The organism is Marivirga tractuosa DSM 4126 (assembly GCF_000183425.1).
Classification (GTDB): Bacteria; Bacteroidota; Bacteroidia; order Cytophagales; family Cyclobacteriaceae; genus Marivirga; species Marivirga tractuosa.
On the sequence record NC_014759.1, the window covers coordinates 3,237,226 to 3,260,998 of the forward strand.

The window sequence follows — 23,773 nt, forward strand, 5'->3', positions numbered from 1 at the left end:
TTTGTGCAGGAATAATTCTATTTTGAATTAGAATATAAAATACTATTACATTTAATAAAAACCAAAATGCTCCAAAATTCAGTCTTAAATCCAGAACAGATCGCGATAATAGGTGCATCTGAAAATCAATCAAAGCCTGGAGGCAAAGTGATTTATAATTTAATTTCTGGAGGTTTTAAAGGGAAAATATATGGAGTAAACCCTAAAACAATTTCAATTAAAGGAGTAAAACATATTGCCAAAGTAGACCTTCTCCCAAAGGTAGATTTAGCCATCCTAAGTATTCCAGCTTTTTTATGCGTTGAAACAGTGGAAACTTTGGCTCAGGCTGGAACTAAAGGATTTATTATTTATTCAGCAGGATTTGCAGAAGCTGGTGAGCAAGGTGTTGATCTGGAAAATCAACTTATCTCCATAGCCGAAAAATATAATGCACAAATTATTGGTCCGAATTGCATTGGGATTATAAATGGTCATTATAAAGGAGTATTCACCACACCGGTTCCTCATTATTATGAAGAGGGATGTGAATTGATATCGAGCTCAGGAGCTACAGCAGTTTTCATTATGGAAGCTGCACATGCTGTCGGGTTAAAGTTTTCTAATATTTATTCCATAGGAAATGCAGGTCAAACTGGGGTGGAAGAAATATTAGAACATATGGACGCTACTTTTGATCCTGAAAGAAGCCCGAAGGTAAAGTTACTCTACTTAGAAAATATTAAGAATCCATTCAAATTCTTAAAGCATGCTTCTTCTTTGGTTCGTAAAGGATGTCACATCGCAGCCATTAAATCAGGATATTCGGAAGCAGGAAGTAGAGCGGCTTCCTCTCATACAGGAGCAATTGCTACTTCAGACACTTTAATTCGTGCACTTTTTAAAAAGGCCGCGATTGTTTATTGCCACAGTAGGGAAGAATTAATAAATGTTGCTGCAGTATGGCAAGAAAATAAAGCCATCGGAAAAAATATTGCCATCATCACCCATGCAGGTGGCTCAGCCGTAATGCTTACGGATGTTCTAAGTAGCAATGGATTGAACATTCCTCCAATAGATGAACAAAAAGCCAAAAACCTGCTAAAGAAGCTTCATCCTGGGTCTTCCGTTTCAAACCCTATTGATTTTTTAGCGACCGGAACGGCAGATCAACTAGCTGAGATTATTGATTTTTGTGAAAATCTGAACGAGATAGATGCCATGGTGGTAGTATTTGGTAGTCCTGGACTTTTCAATGTGGGTGACGTATATCAAGTTTTGCATGAAAAATTAAAAAGCTGCAAAAAGGCTATTTTTCCAGTACTGCCGTCCTTGGTCAATGCTGGTAAGGAAATTCAAGAATTTTTAGATAAAGGTCATGTGAATTTTCCTGATGAGGTGGTTCTGGGAAAAGCCTTGGCAAGTGCGGCCAATATTGATGGTCCTGCTTATGGTAAATATGATTTGGCTGAAATGGATTATAGCCGCATTCGGGATATCATTGCTGAATCCAAATCCGGATATCTAGACACCCAAATTGTTCGAGAATTGCTATTAGCTTCAGGAATTGAGATGGTAAAAGAGCAGGAATTCTATGATGAGAAAAGTCTTGGGAATATTCATAAATCCATGGAATTCCCATTGGTAATGAAAGTATTGGGCCCTATCCATAAAACAGATGTGGGCGGAGTAAGCTTAAATATTAATTCTCAAGAATTTCTGAAAAAGGAATTTAACAGAATGAGGAAAATATCTGGTGCCAAAGGAGTGCTCATTCAGGAAATGAAAAAAGGAGAGGAGTTTTTTGCAGGTGCAGTTAAGAAAGGAAATTTTGGGCATCTGGTACTTTGTGGAATGGGTGGGATCTTTGTGGAAATCATTAAAGATGTAGCGAACGGACTAGCCCCACTTAGCAAGAGAGAGGCAGAAAAAATGATTCAGTCTTTAAAGACCTATCCTATTATTCAAGGATATAGAGGTAGAGCAGGAATAAATGAAGTAGCCTTTGCAGATGTTATCGTCCGACTGGCTTCTTTGGTGCATTTGGCTCCTGAAATAGAAGAAATTGATATGAATCCGTTAATCGGAAACGAAAAAGAATTAGTAGTGGTGGATGCGAGGATAAGGCTGTCCTAACTATTAAAATAAAAGCCCTTCTTGAATATCACCCAAAGTTGAACTTATATTTTTTAATAGCATTTTAAATCCCCAAATCAACCCTATCACTCCAAATTTCATAAATAGGATCACCTTTGCTGCTTTTTCCGCTATGGTGCCATTTTCCGTCTTTTAATTCATAATCAAAAGTAAGTTCTGCACCTACTCGGCTTCTGTCTCTTGAGAAAAATTTGATGATTTCGGTATATTTTCCATTCTTGGTGGTATAATCTCCTCCGCCAGTCCCCATGAAATCACCTGTTTCACTATTGTAAGCAATCCACTGAAAATAGGTTCCAGATAAAATTTTCATAGTTTTTCTAGCACCTGGCGTCATAGTGTTCATTTCTCCGTTACGCTCCCTTCCAGTAATTACCCATGCGCCCGCCAATTCTCCTGGTTTGTTATCGTCTCTTCTTTTCCATGTTAAATCTTTAATTTCTAGTTTCTTCCCATCTAAAGTGTAATCCATCTCTTCTGTTTGACCTACTTTCTCTTTGTCATCGGTATGAAATCCGTAAGTAATTTGGATTCGATTATTATTGGTGAGCTTCCAACTTCCACCATAGGTGTATTTGAATTCATTTCCTTTATAGAAAGTAACAGCAAAATGCTTTTCGGCCATGATCCACTGTCCAATCAATCCTTCATCAGTTTTAGTCTCCCAACCTCCGCTTAAATTATTCGATTTTTGATAGCTAAAGGCGGTTAATAAAAAAACGCTTATTCCTAAAATTAAAGTTTTCATAATTGTATAGTTTTTTAATAGTCATTATTTACTTCCACCCAATAGCCATTAGGGTCTTGAAAGTAAATTTGTTTAACACCATCCACTCTATTAGTAATTTTTCCACTTTCACCAGGCCAATTCTCAAAAGGGACATTTTCAGCCTTCAAATTTTCAATAAAACTTCCCATGTCTTCTATGCTGAAGCATAAATGGTTATTTTTATTAATAGTGGGTTCTTCCCATTCTCCTTCTATCAGGTGCAATTGCGAATTGCCTAATTTGTACCATACATGTAATCCATCTTTAAAAGGTTCTTCTATTTCTTTCAAACCGATAATATTGGAGTAAAAGGATTTACTCTCTGTTAAATCTTCCACATAAACGGCTATATGATTTAATTTAACCTGTGCTTGAGAGAAATGAAAGGTGAATATCAGAATTGCGCTAAGAAATAGATTTTTCATGGTTTTGCTGTAAAGTATATGCTCAATTTAGAAAGTTTTCCAGCTATCCACAAGAATTTGTATATTGATGGAAATTTTTTGATATGCAACGACTACTTTATTTTTTACCTATTCTGTTTCTAGCAGCTTGTGACTTTGAATCTGAGGTGGCAGATAGAAGCAATGCCAGTTGGCAAAACATCGAAAAAGATTTGCAAACGGCTTTAATTATGGCAAGTGATGGCGATACAATCAATATACCAGAAGGCTACTTCAAGTTTACCAAAAGCTTATTGCTAGATGAGAAATCTAATATTGTATTCAAAGGCGCTGGAATCGATAGGACTGTTTTATCCTTCAAAAATCAACAAGAGGGAGCCGAAGGTCTGAAAATAGCAGATTGTAAGAATATTTTATTGGAAGGGTTCACCATTGAAGATGCTGCTGGGGATAATATTAAGGTAACGGACACGGACGGCATCACTTTCAGAAAAGTGAAGGCTCAATGGACTGGTAAAGTAAGTGAGAAGAATGGAGCTTACGCACTTTATCCGGTGCTATGTAAAAATGTCCTGATCGAGAATTGCATTGCCATTGGTTCTTCGGATGCAGGTATTTATGTCGGGCAATCTGATTCCGTGATTATCCGAAATAATGAAGCCTATCAGAATGTAGCGGGTATTGAAAGTGAAAATTCCAATTTTGTGGAGATATATGAAAATATCGCCATCAATAATACAGGTGGAATATTAGTTTTTGATCTACCAGGTTTAACTCAATATGGAGAAAACATTAAGGTTTATAACAATGTAGTGAAAGAAAATAACCATAGAAATTTCGCTCCTGAAGGAAACATTGTGGGCGTTGTTCCCCCAGGTACAGGTATTATGCTTTTGGCCACAAGGAATGTAGAAGTGTACAAAAACGAGATCAGGGATAATCGTTCAGCAGGGATTGCTATTATTAGTTATGAACTAGTCGCTGCAATCAGTGAGGAAGAAACTGAGGAGGCCAATGAAGAGCAGGCAGGTTCTGCTCAGAGAGTAAACAGTAATTATGATTTAGATAAAAACTATAATCCTTTTCCATGGGAAATCAGCATTCATAGCAATGTGATTAAAAACGATAAATGGTTTGCCACTTTTCAACATGATTTTGGATTGCTATTCAACTATACTTATCCGTTCAATCCACCAGATATTATCTTTGATGGATTCATAGCGGAAGGCAAAAGTCCAAAAGATATTCTATGTATAGATCAGAAGGATGTGCATTTTGTCAACTTAGATGCACCCAACGAATTAGAGAATATGAATGAAAACTTGGATGAATTTGTTTGCGATTAAAATGAAAAACTCTTTACTCATCATATTAGGTGTTGTCTTTTTACTTTCTTGCGCTAGTAAAAAAAATCAAAAGCAAGAAATCCAGGAAAGTACTCCATCCTCATTTAGCTTCACTTCCAATAAAGCACTAGGAAAAGAAAAGCTTTCAGATTACGGCTTTTTCAAAGGTGAATTGTCAGATTTAGCTCCCAATGAAAATGTACATCCCTACAAATTAAATTCAGCGCTCTTTTCGGATTATGCTCATAAAGCTCGTTTTGTGCAAATCCCAACTGGAAAAACCGCTGAATATCATCCAACAGAAGTAATGGAATTCCCAGTGGGCAGTATTTTAATTAAGAACTTCTATTATCCCAATGATTTTTCAAAGCCTGATGGCGAAAGAAGAATTTTAGAAACCAGATTACTCATTCATGAAGAAGAAGGCTGGAAAGCTTTGCCCTATGTTTGGAATGATGAACAAACGGAAGCTTTTTTGGAAGTAGCCGGAGCTACAAAAAGCGTAAGTTGGCGAGATACCGATGGCAACGTACAGAAAATCAACTACAGCATTCCTAATATGAACCAATGCCGAAGTTGTCATTTAAAAGATGGTAAAATAATGCCTATAGGTCCATCAGCCAGGCAGCTCAACGGAGATTTTGATTATGCAGACAACGGAGAAATGAATCAATTGAAATATTGGCAAGCTCATGGATTATTATCGAATTTGCCGACAGAAAATTTACCCAATTTAGTGAACTATGAAAACGATTCTGAGCCTTTAGCTGATAGAGCTAGAGCATATCTCGAAATTAATTGTGGTCATTGCCACCGTCCTGAAGGTCCCGCCAAAAACTCTGCCTTGAACTTAATGGCTTCAGTCGATAATCCTGCAGCATGGGGAGTGGGGAAAACCCCAATAGCTGCTGGCAAAGGCTCAGGCGGATTGAAATATGATATCGTAAAGGGAAATGCAGATGAATCCATCTTAGCCTATCGTATGGAATCAACAGATCCTGGGATCATGATGCCTGAATTGGGACGGAAAATGGTTCATCAAGAAGGATTGGCTTTGGTTAAGCAGTGGATTAATGAAATGGAGTAAAAGTTGACAAGTTTTCAAGTTAAGGGGTTGTCATGTTTTCAAGTTGAGCATATTGCTTAAAAAAGAAAAGACATCAAAGTGGCAATGCACCCTGATGTCTAATTACGTATAACTTAAAGCCTATAACTAATCAAAGTCCTTCATTTTTAGCAATTAACTCTGCTAAATCAAAGACCTTTACATTATGCTCTCTTTCTTTGTTTTTCACACCATCCGTCATCATGGTCATGCAGAATGGACAACCAGCTGCAATCACTTCAGCTCCTGTATCTAAGGCTTCTTCGGTTCTTTCGATATTGATTTCTTTATTGCCTTTTTCAGCATCTTTGAACATCTGCGCTCCACCAGCACCACAGCATAAACCTTTGGTTTTGCATCTTTTCATTTCTACTAATTCTGCATCTAAAGCCTTGATGACATCTCTAGGAGCTTCATACACGCCATTTGCACGACCCAAATAGCAAGAGTCGTGGAAAGTGATCTTCCTTCCTTTAAATTCGCCACCATCTTTTAAAGTGACTTTTCCTTCATTGATTAATCCTTGCAAGAATTGCGAATGGTGCACTACATCATAATTCCCTCCCAACTCAGGATATTCATTTTTAATGGTATTGAAGCAATGCGGACAGGCCGTTACAATTTTCTTGATGTTATAGCCATCCAAAACTTGAATATTACTCATGGCTTGCATTTGAAATAAGAACTCGTTTCCAGCTCTTCTGGCAGGATCTCCGGTGCAACTTTCTTCCGGTCCTAAAACTGCAAAATTAATTCCTACTTTATTTAGGATTTTGGTAAATGCAATAGTTACAGCTTTGTAGCGGTCATCAAATGAACCGGCACAGCCCACCCAAAAAAGCACCTCTGGAGCTTCTCCTTTGGCACTCATTTCTTGCATGGTTGGGACTTTATATGTTGAATCGCTCATAATATCTTGATTTTAAATTATCGTTTCCTAAAATTTATTTTTCTTCTTCTTTTAATTTATCAGCCCATTTGAATCGGTCGGTTGGAGGGAATTTCCAAGGAGCAAAGCTGGTTTCCACATTTTGGAACATTGCATTCCATGACTGCGGTGAACTGCTTTCTTCCATGGCCATATACCGTCTTCCTTGTAAAATAATATCCAAAGGATTGATATTGATAGGGCAAGCTTCCACGCAGGCATTGCAACTCGTACAAGCATTTAATTCTTCTGCTGATATATAGTCATCACTAAATAATGGACTTCCTTCCTCTGCTTCTTTTCCGGCTTTGATATTGTCACCAATTTCGGTAATTCTGTCTCGCGTATCCATCATGATTTTCCTTGGAGAAAGTTTTTTGCCGGTAATATTGGCAGGACATTCAGCCGTACACCTACCGCATTCTGTGCAAGCATATGCGTTCATCAAATTCACCCAAGTTAAGTCTGTAGCATCCTTGGCTCCTAATCTTGCTACTTCAGCAGGAGGATCTCCTGCATCCATACCCAACATGCTTTTCACTTCAGTAGTCACCTCATCCATATTGTTCATTTTGCCTTGAGGGGTAATCCTAGCAAAATAAGTGTTAGGAAATGCCATGAAGATGTGCAAGTGCTTAGAATAAGTTACATAAACAGCAAATGCTAAAATGCCTATGATATGGAACCACCATGCGAAACGCTCAGTAAATACTAAAGCTTCTACGCTCATTCCTTCAAAAATTGGCATTAAAAAGCTGCTAAAGAAGAAACTTCCTGTTTGAACATAATGATCGTCTTTTCCTTGCAATAGTTGATCAGTTGCGTTCATAGTCAAGATGGCAAACATCAAGATGATTTCAATTACCAAAATTAAATTACCATCTAATTTAGGCCAGCCTTTCAATGATCGTAATCGTGGTACACTTAAAACATTTCTTCTCAGAAGGAAAGCCACACAAGAAACTAATACCAATACAGCCAAAAATTCAAATATGTTGATTGCTATAGTATAGGCATCACCTAAAAAGGGTGCAAAGATTCGGTGCGTTCCAGCAACTCCGTCAATAATAAATTCCAAGACTTCTAGGTTTATTACAAGGAATCCTACATAAATCATAAGGTGTAAGATAGCTGGGATTAATTTTTTGAACATTTTCTTTTGCCCAAAGGCAATAAGTAAAGTGTTTTTCCATCTTTGTCCTTTATTATCACTTCTATCAACCTCTTTTCCGAGATTGATATTTTTTTTAATGCTTCCTATTCTTTGTGCAAGAAAGTAACCAGCGATCGCAAGTACCAGTAAGAAAGCGATTTGCGAGATGTATTCCATAGTTATTATTTAGTCGTTTAAAATTTTTTATTACATTTTTTTTAAAATCCTTTTGCAGGATAAAATTTTCACCTACTTTTGCACCACTCTATCACGGTGCTGTAGCTCAGTTGGTAGAGCATCGGACTGAAAATCCGTGAGTCGGTGGTTCGAATCCACTCAGCACCACAAGCCTTGCTTTCAGAAGCAAGGCTTTTTTTATGTCTTTTATGTGAATACTATTTGCTGTCATTATTTTTCTAAATTCTAATAAAGCTTACACTTGAAATTTAAAAATAATAGTTGAGTTTAAAAATAGTATGCATACATACTATTTTTGTGGTAATTTAAAATCAATACAGATAAGCATTTACTTACTAAATATGATTTAAAATATTACTTTAGTATTTATAAAACAACTATACATTGATTAATCAATCTATTTTCGATCAATATTTTGAAAGCATACTCATAAGCTATTCAGGTCAAGCAATTTGGAGTATTGGGTTAGCGCTTATTTTATGGTATTTTTTTAATTTATATGAACGAAAGCATTTGAAGCTCTGGTCTTTTAGCTGGCTTGCATTTGCTGCTTATGTTTTATTTTCATTGCTAACACTTTATTGTGCTAAGAATCAAGATATCGGGCCGTTCTGGCAGAATGTCTTTACGTTCTTGTTTCAAATCGCAGGTTTAATGCAGGTAGTTTGGCTTTTGCAAGGTACCTTTCATCTCATCCACAGAAAAACCTTAAGCTTAAAGCAGGAATATCTTCAATATACTTTGGTGGTTCTTTTAGCGCTCCTCGGTTCACTATTATTCTTATTTGAGCAAGAGGGAGGATATGTTTATTCCCTTTTAGTTCCTTTCTCTATCAAATCATTAATTGTAGGAACGGCATTTGTTTTTGCAGGAATTCAAATTATGAGAATCGGAAGGAGAGACGCAGCTGTTGGTAAAAAGCTTTTATGGATTGCTTTTCTTTTATATGGTTTTGAAAATTTGAATTATGCTCTAGGAGGGATTCGTATGATTTTGGACGATAATTACATTGTTGATTTTGATAACACCCTGGGAGTCATTGATTTCTTGTTGCTTTCTTTTATAGGAATTGGAATGATTATATGGCTGCTGGAAGAGGAACGTTCAGCATTGGAAAAAACCAACAGAGAATTAGATAGTTTTCTATACAGCACTTCTCATGATTTACGAGCTCCCGTAGCATCATTATTAGGCTTAATCAATATTGCTAAACATGATATTAAAGATGAATCAGGTCAACAATATGTCAAAATGATGGAGGAGCGAGTGAAGAAGCTCGATCATATTTTCGGTGATATTTTGAACTACTCTCGCAACATCAAAACAGAAATAAACCTCAAAACTTTTAGGTTGGGAGAAATGGTCGAAGATGTGATCACAGATGTTAAATTCAATCAAGGGGCAGATAGCATAAGGCTAGATTATGATGAGCAGATTCACCATATCCTGAAAACTGATTATTATCAACTTAAAGTTGTGTTAGGGAATCTAATCTCCAATGCGGTTAAATATCATGATGCTAAAAAACCTGATCAATATATTGCTGTTAGATTTGAGAGGCTGAGCAGAGACGTACATATTTCAGTAGAGGATAATGGAATTGGTATCGCCCCTGAAAGTCAGCATAAAGTATTCGATATGTTTTACCGAGCAACGAGCGAAGCTGAAGGCTCTGGTTTAGGCTTGTTCATTGTTCAGCAAGCATTGGAAAAAATAAATGCTAGAATTACCTTGGTGTCAGAATTAGGCAAAGGTAGTATTTTTAAAGTGATCATTGAAAATGCAGGGGTGAAGTTGGATGATTAAGGCCAGCCCACAGCCCCCTAAATCCCTCAAAAGGGGACTTTTCGCACAGAATTTCTCTTGCTTTTCAAATCTTTAATTTTTCTACGATACAAACACAAACGGACACTTGCGCTATTGCATTATTATTTATACATGCTTATAGTTCAAGGGCCCGCTTCGACTAAAATATCTCACTCTCACCTCAAATGCTTCAAATTAATTACTTCTTTTTCCTTTAAAAATCTCCATTTCCCTCTTGCTAAATCTTTTTTGGTGAGACCTGCAAAGGTGGTTCGATCTAATTTTACAACATCATAGCCCAAATGTTCGAAAGTTCTTCTGACAATTCGGTTGCGTCCCATTCTGATTTCCATACCTATGCTTTTAGCATCAGGAGTAAGGATGGCTAAATTATCCACTTTTACTTCCCCATCTTCCAAGGTAATGCCTTCTTGAATTTTCAGGAAATCTTCTTCAGTAATGGGCTTGTCCAGTTCAACTTGGTAGATTTTTTTGATCTTATGTTTAGGGTGGGTTAATTTTTTTGCAAGTTCTCCGTCATTGGTAAACAATAAAAGCCCAGTTGTATTTCGGTCTAACCTACCTACTGGATAAATGCGTTCATCACCAGCAGTAGCAATTAAATCCATTACGGTTTTTCTGCCTTTTGGGTCGTCCATGGTGGTAATAAAGCCTTTTGGTTTGTTGAGCAATACATAAACCAGTTTCTCTCTCTTTATTGGTTTGCCTTCGAAAGCTACATCATCCATAGGCTTTACTTTAAAGCCTAATTCTGTAACCACTTTATTATTCACCTTCACTTTGCCATCAGCTATGTGCTTGTCAGCTTCTCTTCTTGAGCAAATGCCCGCATTTGAAATGAATTTATTCAAACGAATGCCTTCCTTAAGTTCCTTTTCTTTTACTTCGGCAGATTTAAGTTTTGAAACATCATATTCAGGTGTTTCTGCTTTTCGCTGGCCGGATTTTTTTTGAGCCTGATGAGATTTCTGAGGTTTTTGTGGCTTATGACCTTTAGGAGACTTCTTATTATGCATAGCAATGAAATTTATTAGCTGACCAACATTTGTCCGTCATTATTTCAATTACAAAACTACGCTTCTATTCTGACTAATCCTCGTTTTCTTTCCCTATTTGGTTTTCATCTTGGGAAAAGTCTTTTGGAGTAGGCAAATCTTTCAAATCATTGATGCCGAAATATTCCATGAAATTTTGGCTAGTCCCATAGAGGATAGGTCTTCCGATTGCATCGGCTTTGCCTTTTATTTCAACCAATTCTTTTTCCAAGAGCTTTTGTACGGTATAATCGCAATTTACTCCTCTTATTTGCTCCATTTCCCCTTTGGTGATAGGCTGTTTGTATGCAATAATGGAAAGCGTTTCCAAAGCAGAAGTAGATAATCTTTTCTTGGATTGCTGCTTAAGCATGATGCCGATACTAGCTTGATAGGCAGGTTTCGTCATAAACTGGTATCCACCTCCAACATGCTCCACCTGAAAAGAATATTCGTCTGATTCGTATTTTTTGAGGATTTTTTCTAGCGCCCCCTCAATATCTTCTTTTGGGACATCTGCTTCAAACATTTCAGACAAGCACTTCTGAATTTCTTGCAACTTCAAAGGTGAAGTTGCACAGAAAATCAGTGCCTCAATATGGTTAAGCAGAAAATCCATTAATTATCTTGCGCTAACTTTGCTTCAATAGATTGAGTAGTGTGCGGAACAGCTCTTAATCTTTCTTTAGAAATTAATTTTCCTGTCACAGAACACACTCCATAAGTACCATTTTTAATTCTGACTAAAGCATTTTCCAAATTAATGATGAATTTCTGTTGACGTGCTGCCAACTGATTCATGCTTTCTTTTTCCATGGTGTCAGCACCATCTTCCAAAACTTTTACATTTCCTGAAGTACCATCTGTTCCTGAATCTCCAGAACGGGTAATGGTAGATTTGATATACTTTAATTCTTCTTTGGCTTTATCTAATTTATTAGTGATTAGCTCTTCAAATTCTTTAAGCTCATCAGCACTATATCGGGTTTTCTCCTTATCACTCATAACTATAATAGGTTAGTTTAATTGCGGCAAAAATAAATGCTTTCCTTGAAAACAAAAACTATTTAACGAATAATTAAAGTGTTTTCTAAATGTTAACCAAAATTAAATCAATGGAATATTTTATTAATATTAGAATCGTCCAAATATTATTTTTTAGGACGATTAGCAAAAGCCACTCCCAGTATAATAAGTACAATTCCAATATAATGTCCAAATACTAAAATTTCTCCATCAAATAATCCCCATGCGATTGCAACTATTGGGATTAAGTAAGTTACAAAACTGGTGAAAACAGGTGAAGTTAGCTTGACTAGTCGGTTAAATAGTATTAAAGCGAAAGCTGTTCCTATTACACCTAAAATGCATATATAAAGCAAAGCCAACCACGCGCCTTCGTCATGCTGCATTTTATTTACAAAATCACTGGAGCCAAATAAATATCCGCCAGCTAAGGGGGCAATGAGGACTAAGGATATACTTGTTATCATTCTTGGGGTAAGAATGCTAAACTGCGTTTTAATGATATTAAGATTTATTCCGTAACATAGCGTGGCTAAAATCACAAAAATGGCATAAAAGTTAAAATTGCCGAGTTCTCCTCCAGAGCCTGCTACTATCAACACAATAGTTCCACCAAAACCTAGAGCAATTCCCAAGCTATCTCTTAATTTAAGTTTTCCTTTAAAAAAAAGTACGCCCACTAAAAGTGCAAAAATGGGTGTCAGGGCATTTAAAACACCCGTAATACCACTTTCTAGCTGTGTTTGAGCATAAGCAAATAGGAACGCTGGCCCAAAACTACCTACCATTCCTGAGATAAACAGCCATTTCCATTGGCGCTTATTTAAAGATTTAAGTTTTGGTAGGGACAAAGGAGTTAAAACTAAGGCAGCAGAGAATATCCGAATTGCACCGACTTCTCCTGCTGAAAATATAAGTAGGCCTTTCTTAATTAGAATAAAGGAACTTCCCCAAATTAGGGCCAATAAAATTAATAATCCATAAACTAATATAGGGCTTACTGATTCTTTTTCGCTCATAAATTCTCCATTATTTGAGCGGAAAACACTTCCTGAACTTCGTCCAAGGTGTCTAGAACTGCCTGATAATTTTCTCCTTCTACCAATCTTGTTCGATATGGTTTAAAATGAGGAATCCCTTTGAAATAATTGGTGTAATGTCTTCTCATCTCAAAAATTCCTAATTTTTCGCCTTTCCATTCTACTGAAAATTTAAGATGCTTTTTAGCCGTTTCAATCCGGTCTTCCAAATTTGGAGGAGGTAGCACTTCACCTGTTTCGAAATAGTGTTTTATTTCATTGAAAATCCATGGATAGCCGATTGCAGCTCTGCCGATCATCAGTCCGTCAACTCCGTATCTGTTTCTGTATTCTAAAGCTTTTTGAGGAGAATCAATATCTCCATTTCCGAAAATCGGAATATTGATTCTTGGGTTATTTTTCACCTTTGCAATAAGAGACCAATCCGCCTCGCCCTTATACATCTGTTGGCGAGTTCTGCCGTGAATAGACAATGCCTTAATTCCTACGTCTTGCAATCTTTCGGCTACTTCTTCAATGTTTTTGGAGCTCTCATCCCATCCCAATCGAGTTTTTACTGTAACGGGCAAGTCTGTAGATTTCACAACAGCCTCAGTGAGCCTGACCATTAAATCCACATCTTTCAATACTCCAGCACCAGCGCCTTTGGTCACTACTTTTTTTACTGGGCAGCCAAAGTTAATGTCAACCAAATCAGGTTGGGTAACATTTACGATGCTGGTTGCCATGGACATAGCTTCCTCATCGCCCCCAAATATTTGAATGCCGATGGGTTTTTCGTAATCGAATATGTCCAGTTTTTGCCTGCTTTTAATAGCGTCCCGAATCAATCCTTCAGATGAAATAAATTCTGTGTACATCAGATCAGCGCCATTTTCTTTGCATACTGCTCTGAAAGGCGGATCGCTTACATCTTCCATGGGTGCTAAAAGCAATGGAAATTCGCCTAATGATATGTTTCCTATCTTTACCAATTTGATAATCTTAATTTTGGTGTAAATTTACGCACTATATGAATTCTTTAAAGCATAACAACCCACAAATTCTCCATAAAAATCCCTGGACTTCAATTTTTTACCTTGTATTGCTGTTTCTGGCTTGGAATCTTTTTAGTCAATTAATCGGCACAGGTATAGCTGTAGTGGTCACAGGGGTTGGTTTTATGGAAACCCAGCAACTTTTGGAACCGCCTTTTGGACCTGAAAGTAAAATCTTTATGTACGTGGCTCAAGGAATAAGTCATTTCTTAGGATTTACTATTTTTGCCCTCTTTTTCATTAAGGCGATTGATAAAATGAGTTTGAAAGCTTATTTTAACAAGAAAAATATCGGCTTTCAACCTTCCATTTTAATTGCCCTTACTACTTTTTCTTTTATGATCTTCAATTCCATCATCATTGAATGGAATATGAATATTGAATTTCCTGAATTTATGAAAGGCTTTGGGGAGTGGGCAAGAAATATGGAGGATCGTCTGATGCAATTGACGGAGTTGCTGAGTTCTTATGATAGTTTTGGTGAAATGTTAATAGCGTTGGTCATTATTGGTGTTTTTCCCGCAATTGGTGAAGAGTTGGTATTCAGAGGATTATTACAAAATAAACTACATGCTGCCACCAGAAATGCTCATTTAGCCGTTTGGATCAGTGCTATTATTTTCGGGGTATTCCACATGCAGTTTTTTGGAGTGGTGCCGAGAATTATGTTGGGAGCACTTTTTGGTTATATTTACCTCTACTCAGGCAATATTTGGTATCCAATCCTGGCTCATTTTGTAAACAATGGCTTGGCGGTTATAATTATGTACGTGGGGCCAAAATATATAGATGATTTTGATGCAACTGAGGTCGATACTGCTGTTCCTTTCTATGTATCTATAATTGGATTATTCGCTTGTATCATATTTTTCCGTTACTTTATGAATTTAATAAAAGAGGCGAAACAGGAATGAAAAATTGGAAGACTGTTTACAAAACGGATAAGCTCTACCAAGTGCAAATCGTTAAAGATTATTTGCAGGATAAAGAATTGCATGCGATTATTGTAGATAAGAAAGATTCTGCCTATCAGCTAGGTTATTATGAAATCGTGGTGGCTGTGGATGAGGTAATGCGTGCGATTAAACTAATTGAAGATGATATCAAATTTGAATAAATATAATAATTTAACTCAAAGGATTATTGCTGCACTATTAGGTGTTGCTATTATCCTTTCAGCAATTGTATATAGTGAATGGACCTATTTTGCGGTCTTTTTTATTCTTTGTGCCATGACCCAACTGGAATTCTATAAATTGGTTGGTCTAGATGGCATGTTGCCTCTTAAATTCTGGGGTACAATCACAGGCTTATCTATTTACAGTATCACCTTTTTAGTGCATGCCGAACACTTAGACCCTCGAATATATTTTGCTATTGCCCCCATAGCCTCTACGGTTTACTTTGTTAAGCTTTATAAAAAGAATGATAAAAAGCCTTTCACTAATATCGCCTATACTTTTTTAGGAATTATATATGTGGCAGTCCCTTTTGCACTTTTACATATAGCAGTCTTTTATAATGATAGTTATAGTTTTCAGATTATTATAGGGGCACTATTTATTCAATGGGCAAGTGACACCGGGGCTTATTTTGCAGGAGTGAAGTTTGGAAAGAGGAAGCTTTTTGAAAGGATTTCACCCAAGAAGACCTGGGAAGGTGCGCTAGGCGGAACGATCTTGGCATTTGTTTTTGCGATAATCATGGCGGCAAATTTTGATGAAATTGCCGATTGGCAATGGCTGTGCATTGCAGGAATAATAGTAATTGCGGGTACCTATGGTGATTTGGTAGAATCTCTATTCAAAAGAAGTATTGAAGTTAAAGATTCAGGCTCTATAATTCCTGGTCATGGCGGCTTTTTGGATAGATTTGATGGACTTTTGCTATCCGCACCATTTATTTCTGCTTTTTTGATGCTTTTTGAATGATTTTTACAACATTAGTACCTGAAAAAGTAAAAATCACTTAACAAATACTTAATTTTACCGCAAAGTTTTTAAAAAAAACAATTACTACTATGGGTTATATCGAACCGGCTCCAATTAAAGACTTAGAAAATCCTTTTGAGTCTATGATGTCGCGATTTCATATCGCTGCTCAACACTTAGGTTTAGACGATGAAATTTACAATGTATTGAAATCTCCTGCTCGTCAGGTGATAGTCAACCTTCCCATCACGATGGATGATGGTTCTATTCAAGTTTTTGAAGGCTATCGTGTGATTCATTCTACTATTTTGGGTCCATCAAAAGGTGGTGTGCGCTATGATATGGGAGTGAATATTGATGAGGTGAAAGCACTGGCTGCCTGGATGACTTGGAAATGTGCTGTTGTGGATATTCCTTATGGCGGTGCCAAAGGAGGTATCAAGTGTAATCCAAGAGCAATGTCAGCTGGAGAAATTGAAAGATTGACTCGTTCTTACACGGAGTCAATGGTGGATGTATTTGGTGAAGATAGAGATATTCCTGCTCCTGATATGGGTACTGGACCTAGAGAAATGGCTTGGATGATGGATGCCTATTCAAGGTCAAAAGGTATGACGGTAAATGCTGTTGTAACTGGTAAACCTTTGGTTTTAGGTGGATCATTAGGAAGAACAGAAGCAACAGGCCGTGGGGTTATGGTTTCTGCTTTGGCGGCTATGGAGAAATTAAAGATCAATCCTTATAAAGCTACTATGGCCGTTCAGGGATTTGGTAATGTGGGTTCTTTTGCTGCTTTATTATTAGAAGAAAGAGGTGCGACTATCAAATCTATATCTGATATTTCTGGTGCTTATTTTAATGATAAAGGAATTGATATTAAGAAGGCAATTGAATACAGAAATAATAATAACGGAACATTAGAAGGTTTTGATGGCGCTGAAAAAATTGAAGGCGATGATTTATTAACTTTAGAAGTAGATGTTTTGATTCCTGCCGCTAAAGAAGATGTAATTACGCATGAAAATGCCAGCAAAATTCAAGCTAAGTTAATTGTAGAAGGAGCAAATGGTCCTACTTCAGCAAAAGCCGATAATATTATAAATGAGAAAGGAATTATGGTAGCACCAGATATTTTAGCAAATGCTGGTGGTGTGACCGTTTCTTATTTTGAGTGGGTGCAAAACCGATTAGGTTACAAATGGACTCGTGAGCGTGTAAACAGACGTTCGGACAGAATTATGAAAGATGCGTTTGAAGCTGTTTATAAAACTTCCCAAGAATATGATGTGCCGATGAGAATTGCAGCGTATATAGTAGCAATTGATAAAGTAGCACAGACTTATAAATATCGAGGTGGATATTAATTTATTGTTTTAAGAAATATTCGATATAGTTAAAAGCGCAGGAGACTGCGCTTTTTTTGTGAATTGTGAATTTCCTACTTCATTTGTTCCGTGCGTTACCCCTTTGAAGAAAGGGGGCTTTTCATATTGAAACGAAGTTTCAATTATTCTGCCCACCTAAAATCACTACTCTTCCATAGCTGGTTGGACACCTGGTATCTACGGAAGCGGCAATTGATATTTTAACTGCAGGTTAAAATGGAAAGATACCCGTCTCCATGGGTAATGACGTTCTAATCTAATTGGGTAGTAAAAATTCAGATAATTTACTTTGTTCAAGCTTATTTTAAAACGAATTTTCACACATAATTAACAATTACCTCATGAAATCAATTCATTAGTAATTATATTTGATTGTTTTTTAAATTAGAATTATGACTTTACATAAAGAAGGAAGGAAAATTTTATTTTTCTCATTGATTATATTCGTTGGAGTATTCTTTTTATTTGAATATGCACTGGATACTCCCACATGGGTGAATAATGCGGTATTAGTTGCTTTAATAGTGCTTTACTTGGTGATTCTGCAATTTTTTCGAAGTCCGAAATTCATTATTAATAAGGATGAGAAACACGTATTAGCGCCAGCCGATGGAAAAGTGGTGGTAATTGAAGACACCGAAGAGCAAGAATATTTTAAGGGGAAAAGAAAACAGATTTCCATTTTCATGTCTCCTGTTAATGTGCATGTAAACCGCAGCCCAATTTCAGGTGTAGTTAAATTTTGTAAATACCATGCAGGAAAATATTTAGTAGCTTGGCATCCAAAATCAAGTACTGAAAATGAAAGAACTACCATTGTGGTAGAAACTGCCAATGGTGTTGAAGTACTTTTCAGACAAATTGCCGGAGCTATGGCAAGAAGAATTAAATGGTATGTAAATGAGGGTGATATGGTGGAGCAAGGAGGAGAGTTCGGCTTTATCAAATTCGGTTCTAGAGTAGATATATATTTACCTTTAGATTCGGAAGTAAAAGTTAACATTGGAGATAAAACCAAAGGAGGTAGAACTGTAATTGCAGAATTGAAATCCTAAATTTGAAGACCAAAAAGACCATAGGCAGAATTGACAAACTCGATTTACCAGAGCTAGGGTTAGAAAAAGTTCAGGCTAAAATTGATACGGGGGCTTATACATCTGCAATCCACTGCTCTAAAATTCATATAGAAAAAGCTAAAGATGGCACCGATTTATTGGTTTATACAATAAGTGGAAAGCGTTTAGGTCAAGGAATGAAAGCTAAAAAATTCAAAACAGCTGATTTCAAATTGAAGCGTATTAAAAGTTCTAATGGACAAGTACAGGAGCGCTATGTGGTGAAAACAAAAATTAAGATTTTCAATAAAATATATAATACAGAATTTTCCCTATCAGACCGTAGTCACATGAAAAACCCGATTTTATTGGGTAGGAAATTATTGAGTGGTAGATTTGTGGTGGACGTAACAGAAGAAAATCTTTCGTATCAGTATCATCAAAACGGTCGTTGACTGACTTTTTACTGAGGTCAAACTGAGCATTGATTTATTTTTGAACCAAAGCACGAAATTTTTACAATTAATAAAATGAATATTAGAATTGGCACCCGAGGCAGTAAGCTTGCATTATGGCAAGCCGAATATGTAAAGACTCGAATTGAGAAAGCTGGACATACTGCTGAGATTAAAATCATTCAAACGAAAGGGGACAAAATTTTGGATGTAGCCATTTCCAAAATAGGGAGCAAGGGAGTTTTCACTGAAGAAATTGAAGCCCAGCTAGAAGATGGAAATATTGATATTGCGGTGCATAGTGCCAAAGATATGCAATCTGAACTCCCTCAAGGCTTTGATTTAATTGCTTTTACGGAAAGAGAAAAAGTCAATGATGTCTTGGTTTCCCATAAAGATTCTATAGATATTAATGATAAAGATAACCCTATTGTCATTGGAACATCTTCTACAAGAAGAATTGCCACTCTGAAGCATTTTTATCCTCATATCAAAACAGTGGATATCCGAGGAAATCTACAAACCAGAATCCGAAAAATGGAGGAAGGTTTGTGCGATGCTATTTTGCTTGCATATGCAGGAGTTCATAGAATGGAATATGATGATAAAATCAAATTAGAGCTGTCTACCCAAGAATTTATTCCTGCTGTTGGACAAGGTTCTGTTGCTATTGAGGTACATGAAAGTATAGAAGATGATAAAAAGCAGATGTTGAGATTTGCTCTAAACCATAGAAATACAGAATACTGCCTGCGGGCAGAAAGAGCCTATTTACGTCATTTACAAGGAGGATGTAGCATTCCTGTTTTCGGATTAGCAACCTTAAATTCTAATTCAATTGAAATGGAAGCAGGAATAATCAGTTTAGATGGGCAAGAAAGAATTTCGATGAAGTTAACGGATGAAACTTCCCGAGCAGAAGAATTAGGGACATTAATAGCTCGTCAAATTTTGAAAAAAGGTGGCGACAAAGTTTTAAAAGAAATTAGAGAACAACTTTCAGAAGATTAAAAAAATGAAAAACAGAAACAGTTTAGTAGTAGCATTTTCCTTACTAATAGTGATGGCTTCTTGCCAAACTTCAAAAGATTCAGTAGTTGTATTTCATACAAAATATGGTGATATGACAGCTATTCTTTACGAAGAAACCCCAAGACACAAAGAAAATTTTCTTGAGCTAGTAGAATCAGGTAAATATGATAGCACTATTTTTCATAGAGTAATTGAAAACTTTATGGTACAAGGCGGAGATGTGAACAAAAAAGAAGGAGTTGAAGATGAAGATAAAGTAAGTTATACTATTGATGAAGAGATTCATCCAGACTTTTGGCATGTGAAAGGAGCCTTAGCTGCAGCTCGTCAAGGAGATAATGTTAATCCTGAGAAAAAGTCTAGCGGCTCACAATTTTACATAGTTCATGGGCAAAAATTTACAGAACAAGATTTACTTCAACTGCCAGAAGGAAGACTATATCAGCAAAAGCAAATGAAATTACGAGAGCTTTTGGGTATGAAAAAATATGCAAGTGTCAGAAATGAAGTGATTGAAATGCAAAAAGCCAAGGATATGGAAGGTTTGCAAAACTTCATGGAAACCATGGCAGATTCACTGGTGGAAAAGGAATTTGGTAAATTAGAACTGTACGAATATTCTGATGCTCAAATTGAAGATTATAAAACAATAGGAGGTGCGCCACACCTGGATGGAGAATATACTGTATTCGGAAAAATAGTAGAAGGCTTGAATGTGGTGGATTCTATAGCCGCTGTAAGAACTGCTGCTGCTAATAAGCCAGTGAAGGATATCTTCATGACTGCAGAAATTGAAAAAATGTCAAAAAAGAAAATTACCGAACAGTACGGTTACGAATATCCTAAAGAAGAAAAATGAAAATATTAATTACAGGTTCTAACGGGTTATTGGGTCAAAAATTAGTCAAACTAATCATTGCTAACGGAGGGCATGAATTAATCGCCACTGCCAGAGGTAAAAATCGACTGCCAAAAGAATCTGGTTATATTTTTGAAAGCCTAGACATTACCAGTGAACAGGAAGTTCGATCTGTGATAATGAATCATCGACCAGATGTCATCATTAATACAGCAGCCATGACTAATGTAGATCAATGTGAGACCGAACAAGAGGATTGCTGGAAATTAAATGTAACGGCAGTAAAACACTTACTTAAGGCTTCGGAAGCTTGTAATGCTTTCTTTCTACAACTGTCCACAGATTTCATTTTTGATGGAGAAGATGGTCCTTATACTGAAGAGGCAATAGCTAATCCTGTAAGCTATTATGGCGAAAGTAAATTAGCAGCTGAGCAATTGATCTTAGAAAGTAAAATCGATTGGGCAATTGCAAGAACTGTATTGGTTTATGGAATTGCTCATGACATGAGCCGCTCTAATATCATTCTTTGGGTTAAGAAATCTCTGGAAGAAGGTAAAGATATTCAAGTTGTGGATGACCAATGGAGAACCCCAACTCTTGCAGAAGATTTGGCCAAAGGATGCTTGCTGATTGCTGAAAAGAAAGCGAAAGGAATTTATAATATTTCAGGGGATGATTTACTAACTCCCTATGAAATGGCAGTTAAAACAGCTGAATTTTTTAATTTGCCTCAAACTAGCATGACCAAATCGGACAGCACTAAGTTTAAACAGACTGCTAAACGCCCTCCTAAAACAGGTTTTATTTTAGATAAAGCTAAAAGAGATTTAGGCTTTAAACCTCATTCTTTTGAGGAGGGGATTCAGGTATTAGCCGAGCAGATTAAGTAGATAATCTTCTGTTAATTGGAGATCAGTTAAATGCAGTTGAAATTGATCTTGCAAGAATCAAAACTAAAATTCTCTAAGTATTTGTTTGTCGAAACAAAATAAGGCTTAGTGGAAAATAAGCTATATTTATCTAATTGGGTTAAACATTAAGCTTGAACAAAGCATCTATCAGTTGAAAAAAATAGTAAGATGCTTATGCCAACTTTTAGTATTGTTTATAAAGATGACACCACTCAAGACTTTGAAGCAGATAGCAAGGAATCTTTGATCCGAGATTTTAGCATTAATGATGCTACTGCTTTCCAAAATGATGTGAAAGAAATCCACTGGAAAGACCATCAACATCAGTTTGTTGAAGAGATTTCCAGTGGAAAAGTGATAAAAAGGCCTATAGTTATTGAGAAATAAAATCTATGAATGGTTTACTTTACATAAACTAATTTTATCCCTTCATATTTATTTTCCAATACTAATTGATTTGCTGTGACTTTTGATATGGCAAATTTCTCAATGGTTTTACTTCCTCCAGAATGATACTGAACTAAAACAAAATCTATTTCCTTTTCTTTTGGATTTCGACTTTGCTCATCAAAATACTTCCATTCTGCGTAATTGATATTATGCATTTTTCGATAACCGCCTTGATAAAATAGACTGCCATCAGACATCAACGTAATTTTAATAGGTTTTCCTTCTAATTTACCTTTTTCGTAATTACTTGTTTGGTCAATTCCATCCTTGAAATACTCTGAAAAAACCCATGTGTCAACAACAGCTGAAAACTCACTTGGAATATTGGCAGGAGCCTCTTCGTTGGCGGCAGGTTCCGTTGCAGCGCTAAGGTTTTTCTGTACCCTGTCTACTTCTTCGAATATATATTTTATCTTGTTAGGAAAATTTTCTTCGTACCAAAGGTTATACTCCCTGATAATGGCATCTAGGTCTCTAGCCCTATACCCGTCTTCTTTATCCAGAATTTTTTGAGCCATTTCCTTATTTTCCTTTACCAATTGGCTCATTTTAGTCTTGAAATTAAGGCTAAGTGAAATGGTGCTTTCAGGGCTTAATCCCGTCTTTTGAATTAAATCGGTGGTGAGGTAATTTCCTGTTTTATCTCTGGCTACCCTGCCAAGTTTATTTATCGCTCCTTCTACTAATAGTATATCCCAAAACTCACCTGTAAATACAAATAATTGACCACCAACATAAAAGGCTTCCGCTGCATTGGGTTTGTTTAGTGTGGTCTTGGATCTATCAATATCTACTTTTAGTGGTATATTATTATTCTGAAGCAGTTCTGGTGCCTCATACAGAATTTTTAGATTTTGCTTGATGTAATTTTTATCAACAATGTAACCATCAAGATACTGTCCAATCAAATCCATATTATAAAATACGGTATGGGCTTGAGTACCTTTCATGATAAATTTCTGTCCTTGGTAAGCAAATTCATTTACTCCTTGCTGGGCTTCATTTTGTTTTTGATCCAATTCAGTAATTTTTCCAAGTAATCCGCCTGATGGTTTTTCTTTCCTTGCATTATTTTTATCCATCATTTCTTGAACGCCCTCTCCAGACAGTTCTATGGCATCACCAAGCACCCATGTTCGATTGGTTTGTATGCAATTTTTCAGAGTCAGGTCTATTTTATCCCCCTTAAATTCACAATGCAATATGATATCAGCCACTTTTATAGGCTTTTCTTTTATTATTTTCAGCTCCGTTTCATCAAGTTTTCTATAGATGCCATTTTCATTAAGAAAATCTACATCTGCCTTTAAATGCTTGTTGTTAGCTTCAACTTGCGCTTTAAGTGCCTCAATATCCTGGCCGGTCTTTTCGTGAATATATTGAATGGCTTCTTCATCAGGACTGCCTTTTGTGACATCATTCAGCATGTATTTAATCACTTTCTTGGCAAAACGTTCATGATCATGGGTCTTTTCCGGTTTTTGAGCATTAACACTCATCGAACTCATAAAAATGAAAAGAAATAGGGACGGAATTAAAGCTTTGTACCTCATAATAGTTTGGTTTTAAATTCTAGTAATAAGGTAGAACTTTTACCCGTGATAGCTTTTAAATACTTTGTAAACAACAGAATTTCTTTGTAAACAACAATTTTGTAAATAATGTGGATTCACTTTATCAAAGTTTTAT

General features: G+C 36.4%; 24 protein-coding genes and 1 tRNA gene. 15 read left to right on the plus strand and 10 right to left on the minus strand.

Annotation, left to right across the window (positions count from 1 at the left end):
• The first annotated feature begins 66 nt into the window (after window positions 1–66).
• A complete protein-coding gene (locus tag FTRAC_RS13735; protein ID WP_013454869.1) occupies window positions 67–2,115 on the plus strand; it encodes an acetate--CoA ligase family protein in 2,049 nt (682 codons plus the stop codon).
• Between the two features lie 64 nt (window positions 2,116–2,179).
• Here the strand turns inward: FTRAC_RS13735 and FTRAC_RS13740 are convergent, their stop codons facing one another.
• Together FTRAC_RS13740 and FTRAC_RS13745 are read right to left on the minus strand one after the other, a co-directional pair.
• Window positions 2,180–2,884, minus strand: a complete 705-nt coding sequence (locus tag FTRAC_RS13740) for a hypothetical protein (RefSeq protein WP_013454870.1) — start codon at window positions 2,882–2,884, stop codon at window positions 2,180–2,182.
• 14 nt (window positions 2,885–2,898) lie between these two features.
• On the minus strand, window positions 2,899–3,330 hold the full coding sequence (locus FTRAC_RS13745; RefSeq protein WP_013454871.1) for a VOC family protein: 432 nt from the start codon (window positions 3,328–3,330) through the stop codon (window positions 2,899–2,901).
• 83 nt (window positions 3,331–3,413) lie between these two features.
• On the opposite strand from FTRAC_RS13745, the gene FTRAC_RS13750 reads away from it, so the two are divergent.
• A complete protein-coding gene (locus FTRAC_RS13750; RefSeq protein WP_013454872.1) occupies window positions 3,414–4,655 on the plus strand; it encodes a parallel beta-helix domain-containing protein in 1,242 nt (413 codons plus the stop codon).
• A gap of 1 nt (window position 4,656) precedes the next feature.
• Window positions 4,657–5,742, plus strand: a complete 1,086-nt coding sequence (locus tag FTRAC_RS13755; RefSeq protein WP_221405907.1) for an SO2930 family diheme c-type cytochrome — start codon at window positions 4,657–4,659, stop codon at window positions 5,740–5,742.
• Window positions 5,743–5,872: 130 nt separating this feature from the next.
• Here the strand turns inward: FTRAC_RS13755 and FTRAC_RS13760 are convergent, their stop codons facing one another.
• Both FTRAC_RS13760 and FTRAC_RS13765 read right to left on the minus strand, forming a co-directional pair.
• Window positions 5,873–6,670: a (Fe-S)-binding protein gene (locus FTRAC_RS13760; RefSeq protein ID WP_013454874.1), complete on the minus strand. Its 798-nt coding sequence runs from the start codon at window positions 6,668–6,670 to the stop codon at window positions 5,873–5,875.
• Between the two features lie 34 nt (window positions 6,671–6,704).
• Window positions 6,705–8,018 carry a 4Fe-4S dicluster domain-containing protein gene (locus FTRAC_RS13765; RefSeq protein WP_013454875.1) on the minus strand — a complete coding sequence of 438 codons (1,314 nt, stop codon included), beginning with the start codon at window positions 8,016–8,018 and terminating at the stop codon, window positions 6,705–6,707.
• Window positions 8,019–8,113: 95 nt separating this feature from the next.
• Here FTRAC_RS13765 and FTRAC_RS13770 point away from each other — a divergent pair.
• Together FTRAC_RS13770 and FTRAC_RS19370 are read left to right on the plus strand one after the other, a co-directional pair.
• Window positions 8,114–8,186 (plus strand) — tRNA-Phe (locus FTRAC_RS13770).
• A gap of 237 nt (window positions 8,187–8,423) precedes the next feature.
• A complete protein-coding gene (locus FTRAC_RS19370) occupies window positions 8,424–9,845 on the plus strand; it encodes a sensor histidine kinase (RefSeq protein ID WP_013454876.1) in 1,422 nt (473 codons plus the stop codon).
• A gap of 176 nt (window positions 9,846–10,021) precedes the next feature.
• On the opposite strand, the gene FTRAC_RS13780 is transcribed toward FTRAC_RS19370, so the two are convergent.
• From FTRAC_RS13780 to dusB, 5 genes are all read right to left on the minus strand, one after another.
• A complete protein-coding gene (locus FTRAC_RS13780; protein ID WP_013454877.1) occupies window positions 10,022–10,882 on the minus strand; it encodes a pseudouridine synthase in 861 nt (286 codons plus the stop codon).
• 73 nt (window positions 10,883–10,955) lie between these two features.
• Window positions 10,956–11,519, minus strand: a complete 564-nt coding sequence (gene scpB / locus FTRAC_RS13785; protein ID WP_013454878.1) for an SMC-Scp complex subunit ScpB — start codon at window positions 11,517–11,519, stop codon at window positions 10,956–10,958.
• Window positions 11,519–11,905, minus strand: coding sequence for a TraR/DksA family transcriptional regulator (locus FTRAC_RS13790; RefSeq protein WP_013454879.1), 387 nt, complete (start codon window positions 11,903–11,905; stop codon window positions 11,519–11,521). The genes scpB and FTRAC_RS13790 overlap by 1 nt, the downstream gene beginning before the upstream one ends.
• Before the next feature lie 146 nt (window positions 11,906–12,051).
• Window positions 12,052–12,945 carry a DMT family transporter gene (locus FTRAC_RS13795; RefSeq protein ID WP_013454880.1) on the minus strand — a complete coding sequence of 298 codons (894 nt, stop codon included), beginning with the start codon at window positions 12,943–12,945 and terminating at the stop codon, window positions 12,052–12,054.
• Window positions 12,942–13,940 (minus strand): tRNA dihydrouridine synthase DusB, encoded by a 999-nt coding sequence (gene dusB / locus FTRAC_RS13800; protein WP_013454881.1) that lies wholly within the window; start codon window positions 13,938–13,940, stop codon window positions 12,942–12,944. The genes FTRAC_RS13795 and dusB overlap by 4 nt, the downstream gene beginning before the upstream one ends.
• 38 nt (window positions 13,941–13,978) lie before the next feature.
• Between dusB and FTRAC_RS13805 the strand changes: the two genes are divergently transcribed.
• From FTRAC_RS13805 to FTRAC_RS13850, 10 genes are all read left to right on the plus strand, one after another.
• Window positions 13,979–14,917, plus strand: coding sequence for a CPBP family intramembrane glutamic endopeptidase (locus FTRAC_RS13805; protein WP_013454882.1), 939 nt, complete (start codon window positions 13,979–13,981; stop codon window positions 14,915–14,917).
• Complete coding sequence (locus tag FTRAC_RS13810; protein ID WP_013454883.1) at window positions 14,914–15,120, plus strand: putative signal transducing protein; 207 nt, start codon at window positions 14,914–14,916, stop codon at window positions 15,118–15,120. The genes FTRAC_RS13805 and FTRAC_RS13810 overlap by 4 nt, the downstream gene beginning before the upstream one ends.
• Window positions 15,101–15,934, plus strand: a complete 834-nt coding sequence (locus tag FTRAC_RS13815; protein ID WP_013454884.1) for a phosphatidate cytidylyltransferase — start codon at window positions 15,101–15,103, stop codon at window positions 15,932–15,934. The genes FTRAC_RS13810 and FTRAC_RS13815 overlap by 20 nt, the downstream gene beginning before the upstream one ends.
• A gap of 89 nt (window positions 15,935–16,023) precedes the next feature.
• Window positions 16,024–17,298, plus strand: a complete 1,275-nt coding sequence (locus FTRAC_RS13820) for a Glu/Leu/Phe/Val family dehydrogenase (protein ID WP_013454885.1) — start codon at window positions 16,024–16,026, stop codon at window positions 17,296–17,298.
• Between the two features lie 413 nt (window positions 17,299–17,711).
• Window positions 17,712–18,374 (plus strand): phosphatidylserine decarboxylase family protein, encoded by a 663-nt coding sequence (locus tag FTRAC_RS13825; protein WP_013454886.1) that lies wholly within the window; start codon window positions 17,712–17,714, stop codon window positions 18,372–18,374.
• 2 nt (window positions 18,375–18,376) lie between these two features.
• Window positions 18,377–18,829, plus strand: a complete 453-nt coding sequence (locus FTRAC_RS13830; protein ID WP_013454887.1) for an ATP-dependent zinc protease family protein — start codon at window positions 18,377–18,379, stop codon at window positions 18,827–18,829.
• Between the two features lie 75 nt (window positions 18,830–18,904).
• Window positions 18,905–19,840: a hydroxymethylbilane synthase gene (hemC, locus tag FTRAC_RS13835; protein WP_013454888.1), complete on the plus strand. Its 936-nt coding sequence runs from the start codon at window positions 18,905–18,907 to the stop codon at window positions 19,838–19,840.
• 4 nt (window positions 19,841–19,844) lie between these two features.
• Complete coding sequence (locus tag FTRAC_RS13840) at window positions 19,845–20,720, plus strand: peptidylprolyl isomerase (RefSeq protein ID WP_013454889.1); 876 nt, start codon at window positions 19,845–19,847, stop codon at window positions 20,718–20,720.
• Window positions 20,717–21,613, plus strand: coding sequence for an SDR family oxidoreductase (locus FTRAC_RS13845; protein WP_013454890.1), 897 nt, complete (start codon window positions 20,717–20,719; stop codon window positions 21,611–21,613). The genes FTRAC_RS13840 and FTRAC_RS13845 overlap by 4 nt, the downstream gene beginning before the upstream one ends.
• 195 nt (window positions 21,614–21,808) lie before the next feature.
• On the plus strand, window positions 21,809–22,021 hold the full coding sequence (locus FTRAC_RS13850) for a hypothetical protein (protein WP_148230090.1): 213 nt from the start codon (window positions 21,809–21,811) through the stop codon (window positions 22,019–22,021).
• Between the two features lie 14 nt (window positions 22,022–22,035).
• Here the strand turns inward: FTRAC_RS13850 and FTRAC_RS13855 are convergent, their stop codons facing one another.
• Window positions 22,036–23,637: a hypothetical protein gene (locus FTRAC_RS13855; RefSeq protein WP_013454892.1), complete on the minus strand. Its 1,602-nt coding sequence runs from the start codon at window positions 23,635–23,637 to the stop codon at window positions 22,036–22,038.
• Window positions 23,638–23,773: the final 136 nt, after the last annotated feature.

Coding starts and splice junctions, on each gene's coding strand:
- hemC (WP_013454888.1), top strand. CDS start 18,905: ATGAATATTAGAATTGGCACCCGAGGCAGTAAGCTTGCATTATGGCAA.
- FTRAC_RS13750 (WP_013454872.1), top strand. CDS start 3,414: ATGCAACGACTACTTTATTTTTTACCTATTCTGTTTCTAGCAGCTTGT.
- FTRAC_RS13760 (WP_013454874.1), bottom strand. CDS start 6,670: ATGAGCGATTCAACATATAAAGTCCCAACCATGCAAGAAATGAGTGCC.
- FTRAC_RS13815 (WP_013454884.1), top strand. CDS start 15,101: ATGATATCAAATTTGAATAAATATAATAATTTAACTCAAAGGATTATT.
- FTRAC_RS13740 (WP_013454870.1), bottom strand. CDS start 2,884: ATGAAAACTTTAATTTTAGGAATAAGCGTTTTTTTATTAACCGCCTTT.
- FTRAC_RS13850 (WP_148230090.1), top strand. CDS start 21,809: ATGCCAACTTTTAGTATTGTTTATAAAGATGACACCACTCAAGACTTT.
- FTRAC_RS13745 (WP_013454871.1), bottom strand. CDS start 3,330: ATGAAAAATCTATTTCTTAGCGCAATTCTGATATTCACCTTTCATTTC.
- FTRAC_RS13855 (WP_013454892.1), bottom strand. CDS start 23,637: ATGAGGTACAAAGCTTTAATTCCGTCCCTATTTCTTTTCATTTTTATG.
- FTRAC_RS13845 (WP_013454890.1), top strand. CDS start 20,717: ATGAAAATATTAATTACAGGTTCTAACGGGTTATTGGGTCAAAAATTA.
- FTRAC_RS13780 (WP_013454877.1), bottom strand. CDS start 10,882: ATGCATAATAAGAAGTCTCCTAAAGGTCATAAGCCACAAAAACCTCAG.
- FTRAC_RS13795 (WP_013454880.1), bottom strand. CDS start 12,945: ATGAGCGAAAAAGAATCAGTAAGCCCTATATTAGTTTATGGATTATTA.
- FTRAC_RS13755 (WP_221405907.1), top strand. CDS start 4,657: ATGAAAAACTCTTTACTCATCATATTAGGTGTTGTCTTTTTACTTTCT.
- FTRAC_RS13805 (WP_013454882.1), top strand. CDS start 13,979: ATGAATTCTTTAAAGCATAACAACCCACAAATTCTCCATAAAAATCCC.
- FTRAC_RS13840 (WP_013454889.1), top strand. CDS start 19,845: ATGAAAAACAGAAACAGTTTAGTAGTAGCATTTTCCTTACTAATAGTG.
- FTRAC_RS13765 (WP_013454875.1), bottom strand. CDS start 8,018: ATGGAATACATCTCGCAAATCGCTTTCTTACTGGTACTTGCGATCGCT.
- scpB (WP_013454878.1), bottom strand. CDS start 11,519: ATGGATTTTCTGCTTAACCATATTGAGGCACTGATTTTCTGTGCAACT.
- FTRAC_RS13820 (WP_013454885.1), top strand. CDS start 16,024: ATGGGTTATATCGAACCGGCTCCAATTAAAGACTTAGAAAATCCTTTT.
- FTRAC_RS13790 (WP_013454879.1), bottom strand. CDS start 11,905: ATGAGTGATAAGGAGAAAACCCGATATAGTGCTGATGAGCTTAAAGAA.
- FTRAC_RS13825 (WP_013454886.1), top strand. CDS start 17,712: ATGACTTTACATAAAGAAGGAAGGAAAATTTTATTTTTCTCATTGATT.
- FTRAC_RS13735 (WP_013454869.1), top strand. CDS start 67: ATGCTCCAAAATTCAGTCTTAAATCCAGAACAGATCGCGATAATAGGT.
- FTRAC_RS13810 (WP_013454883.1), top strand. CDS start 14,914: ATGAAAAATTGGAAGACTGTTTACAAAACGGATAAGCTCTACCAAGTG.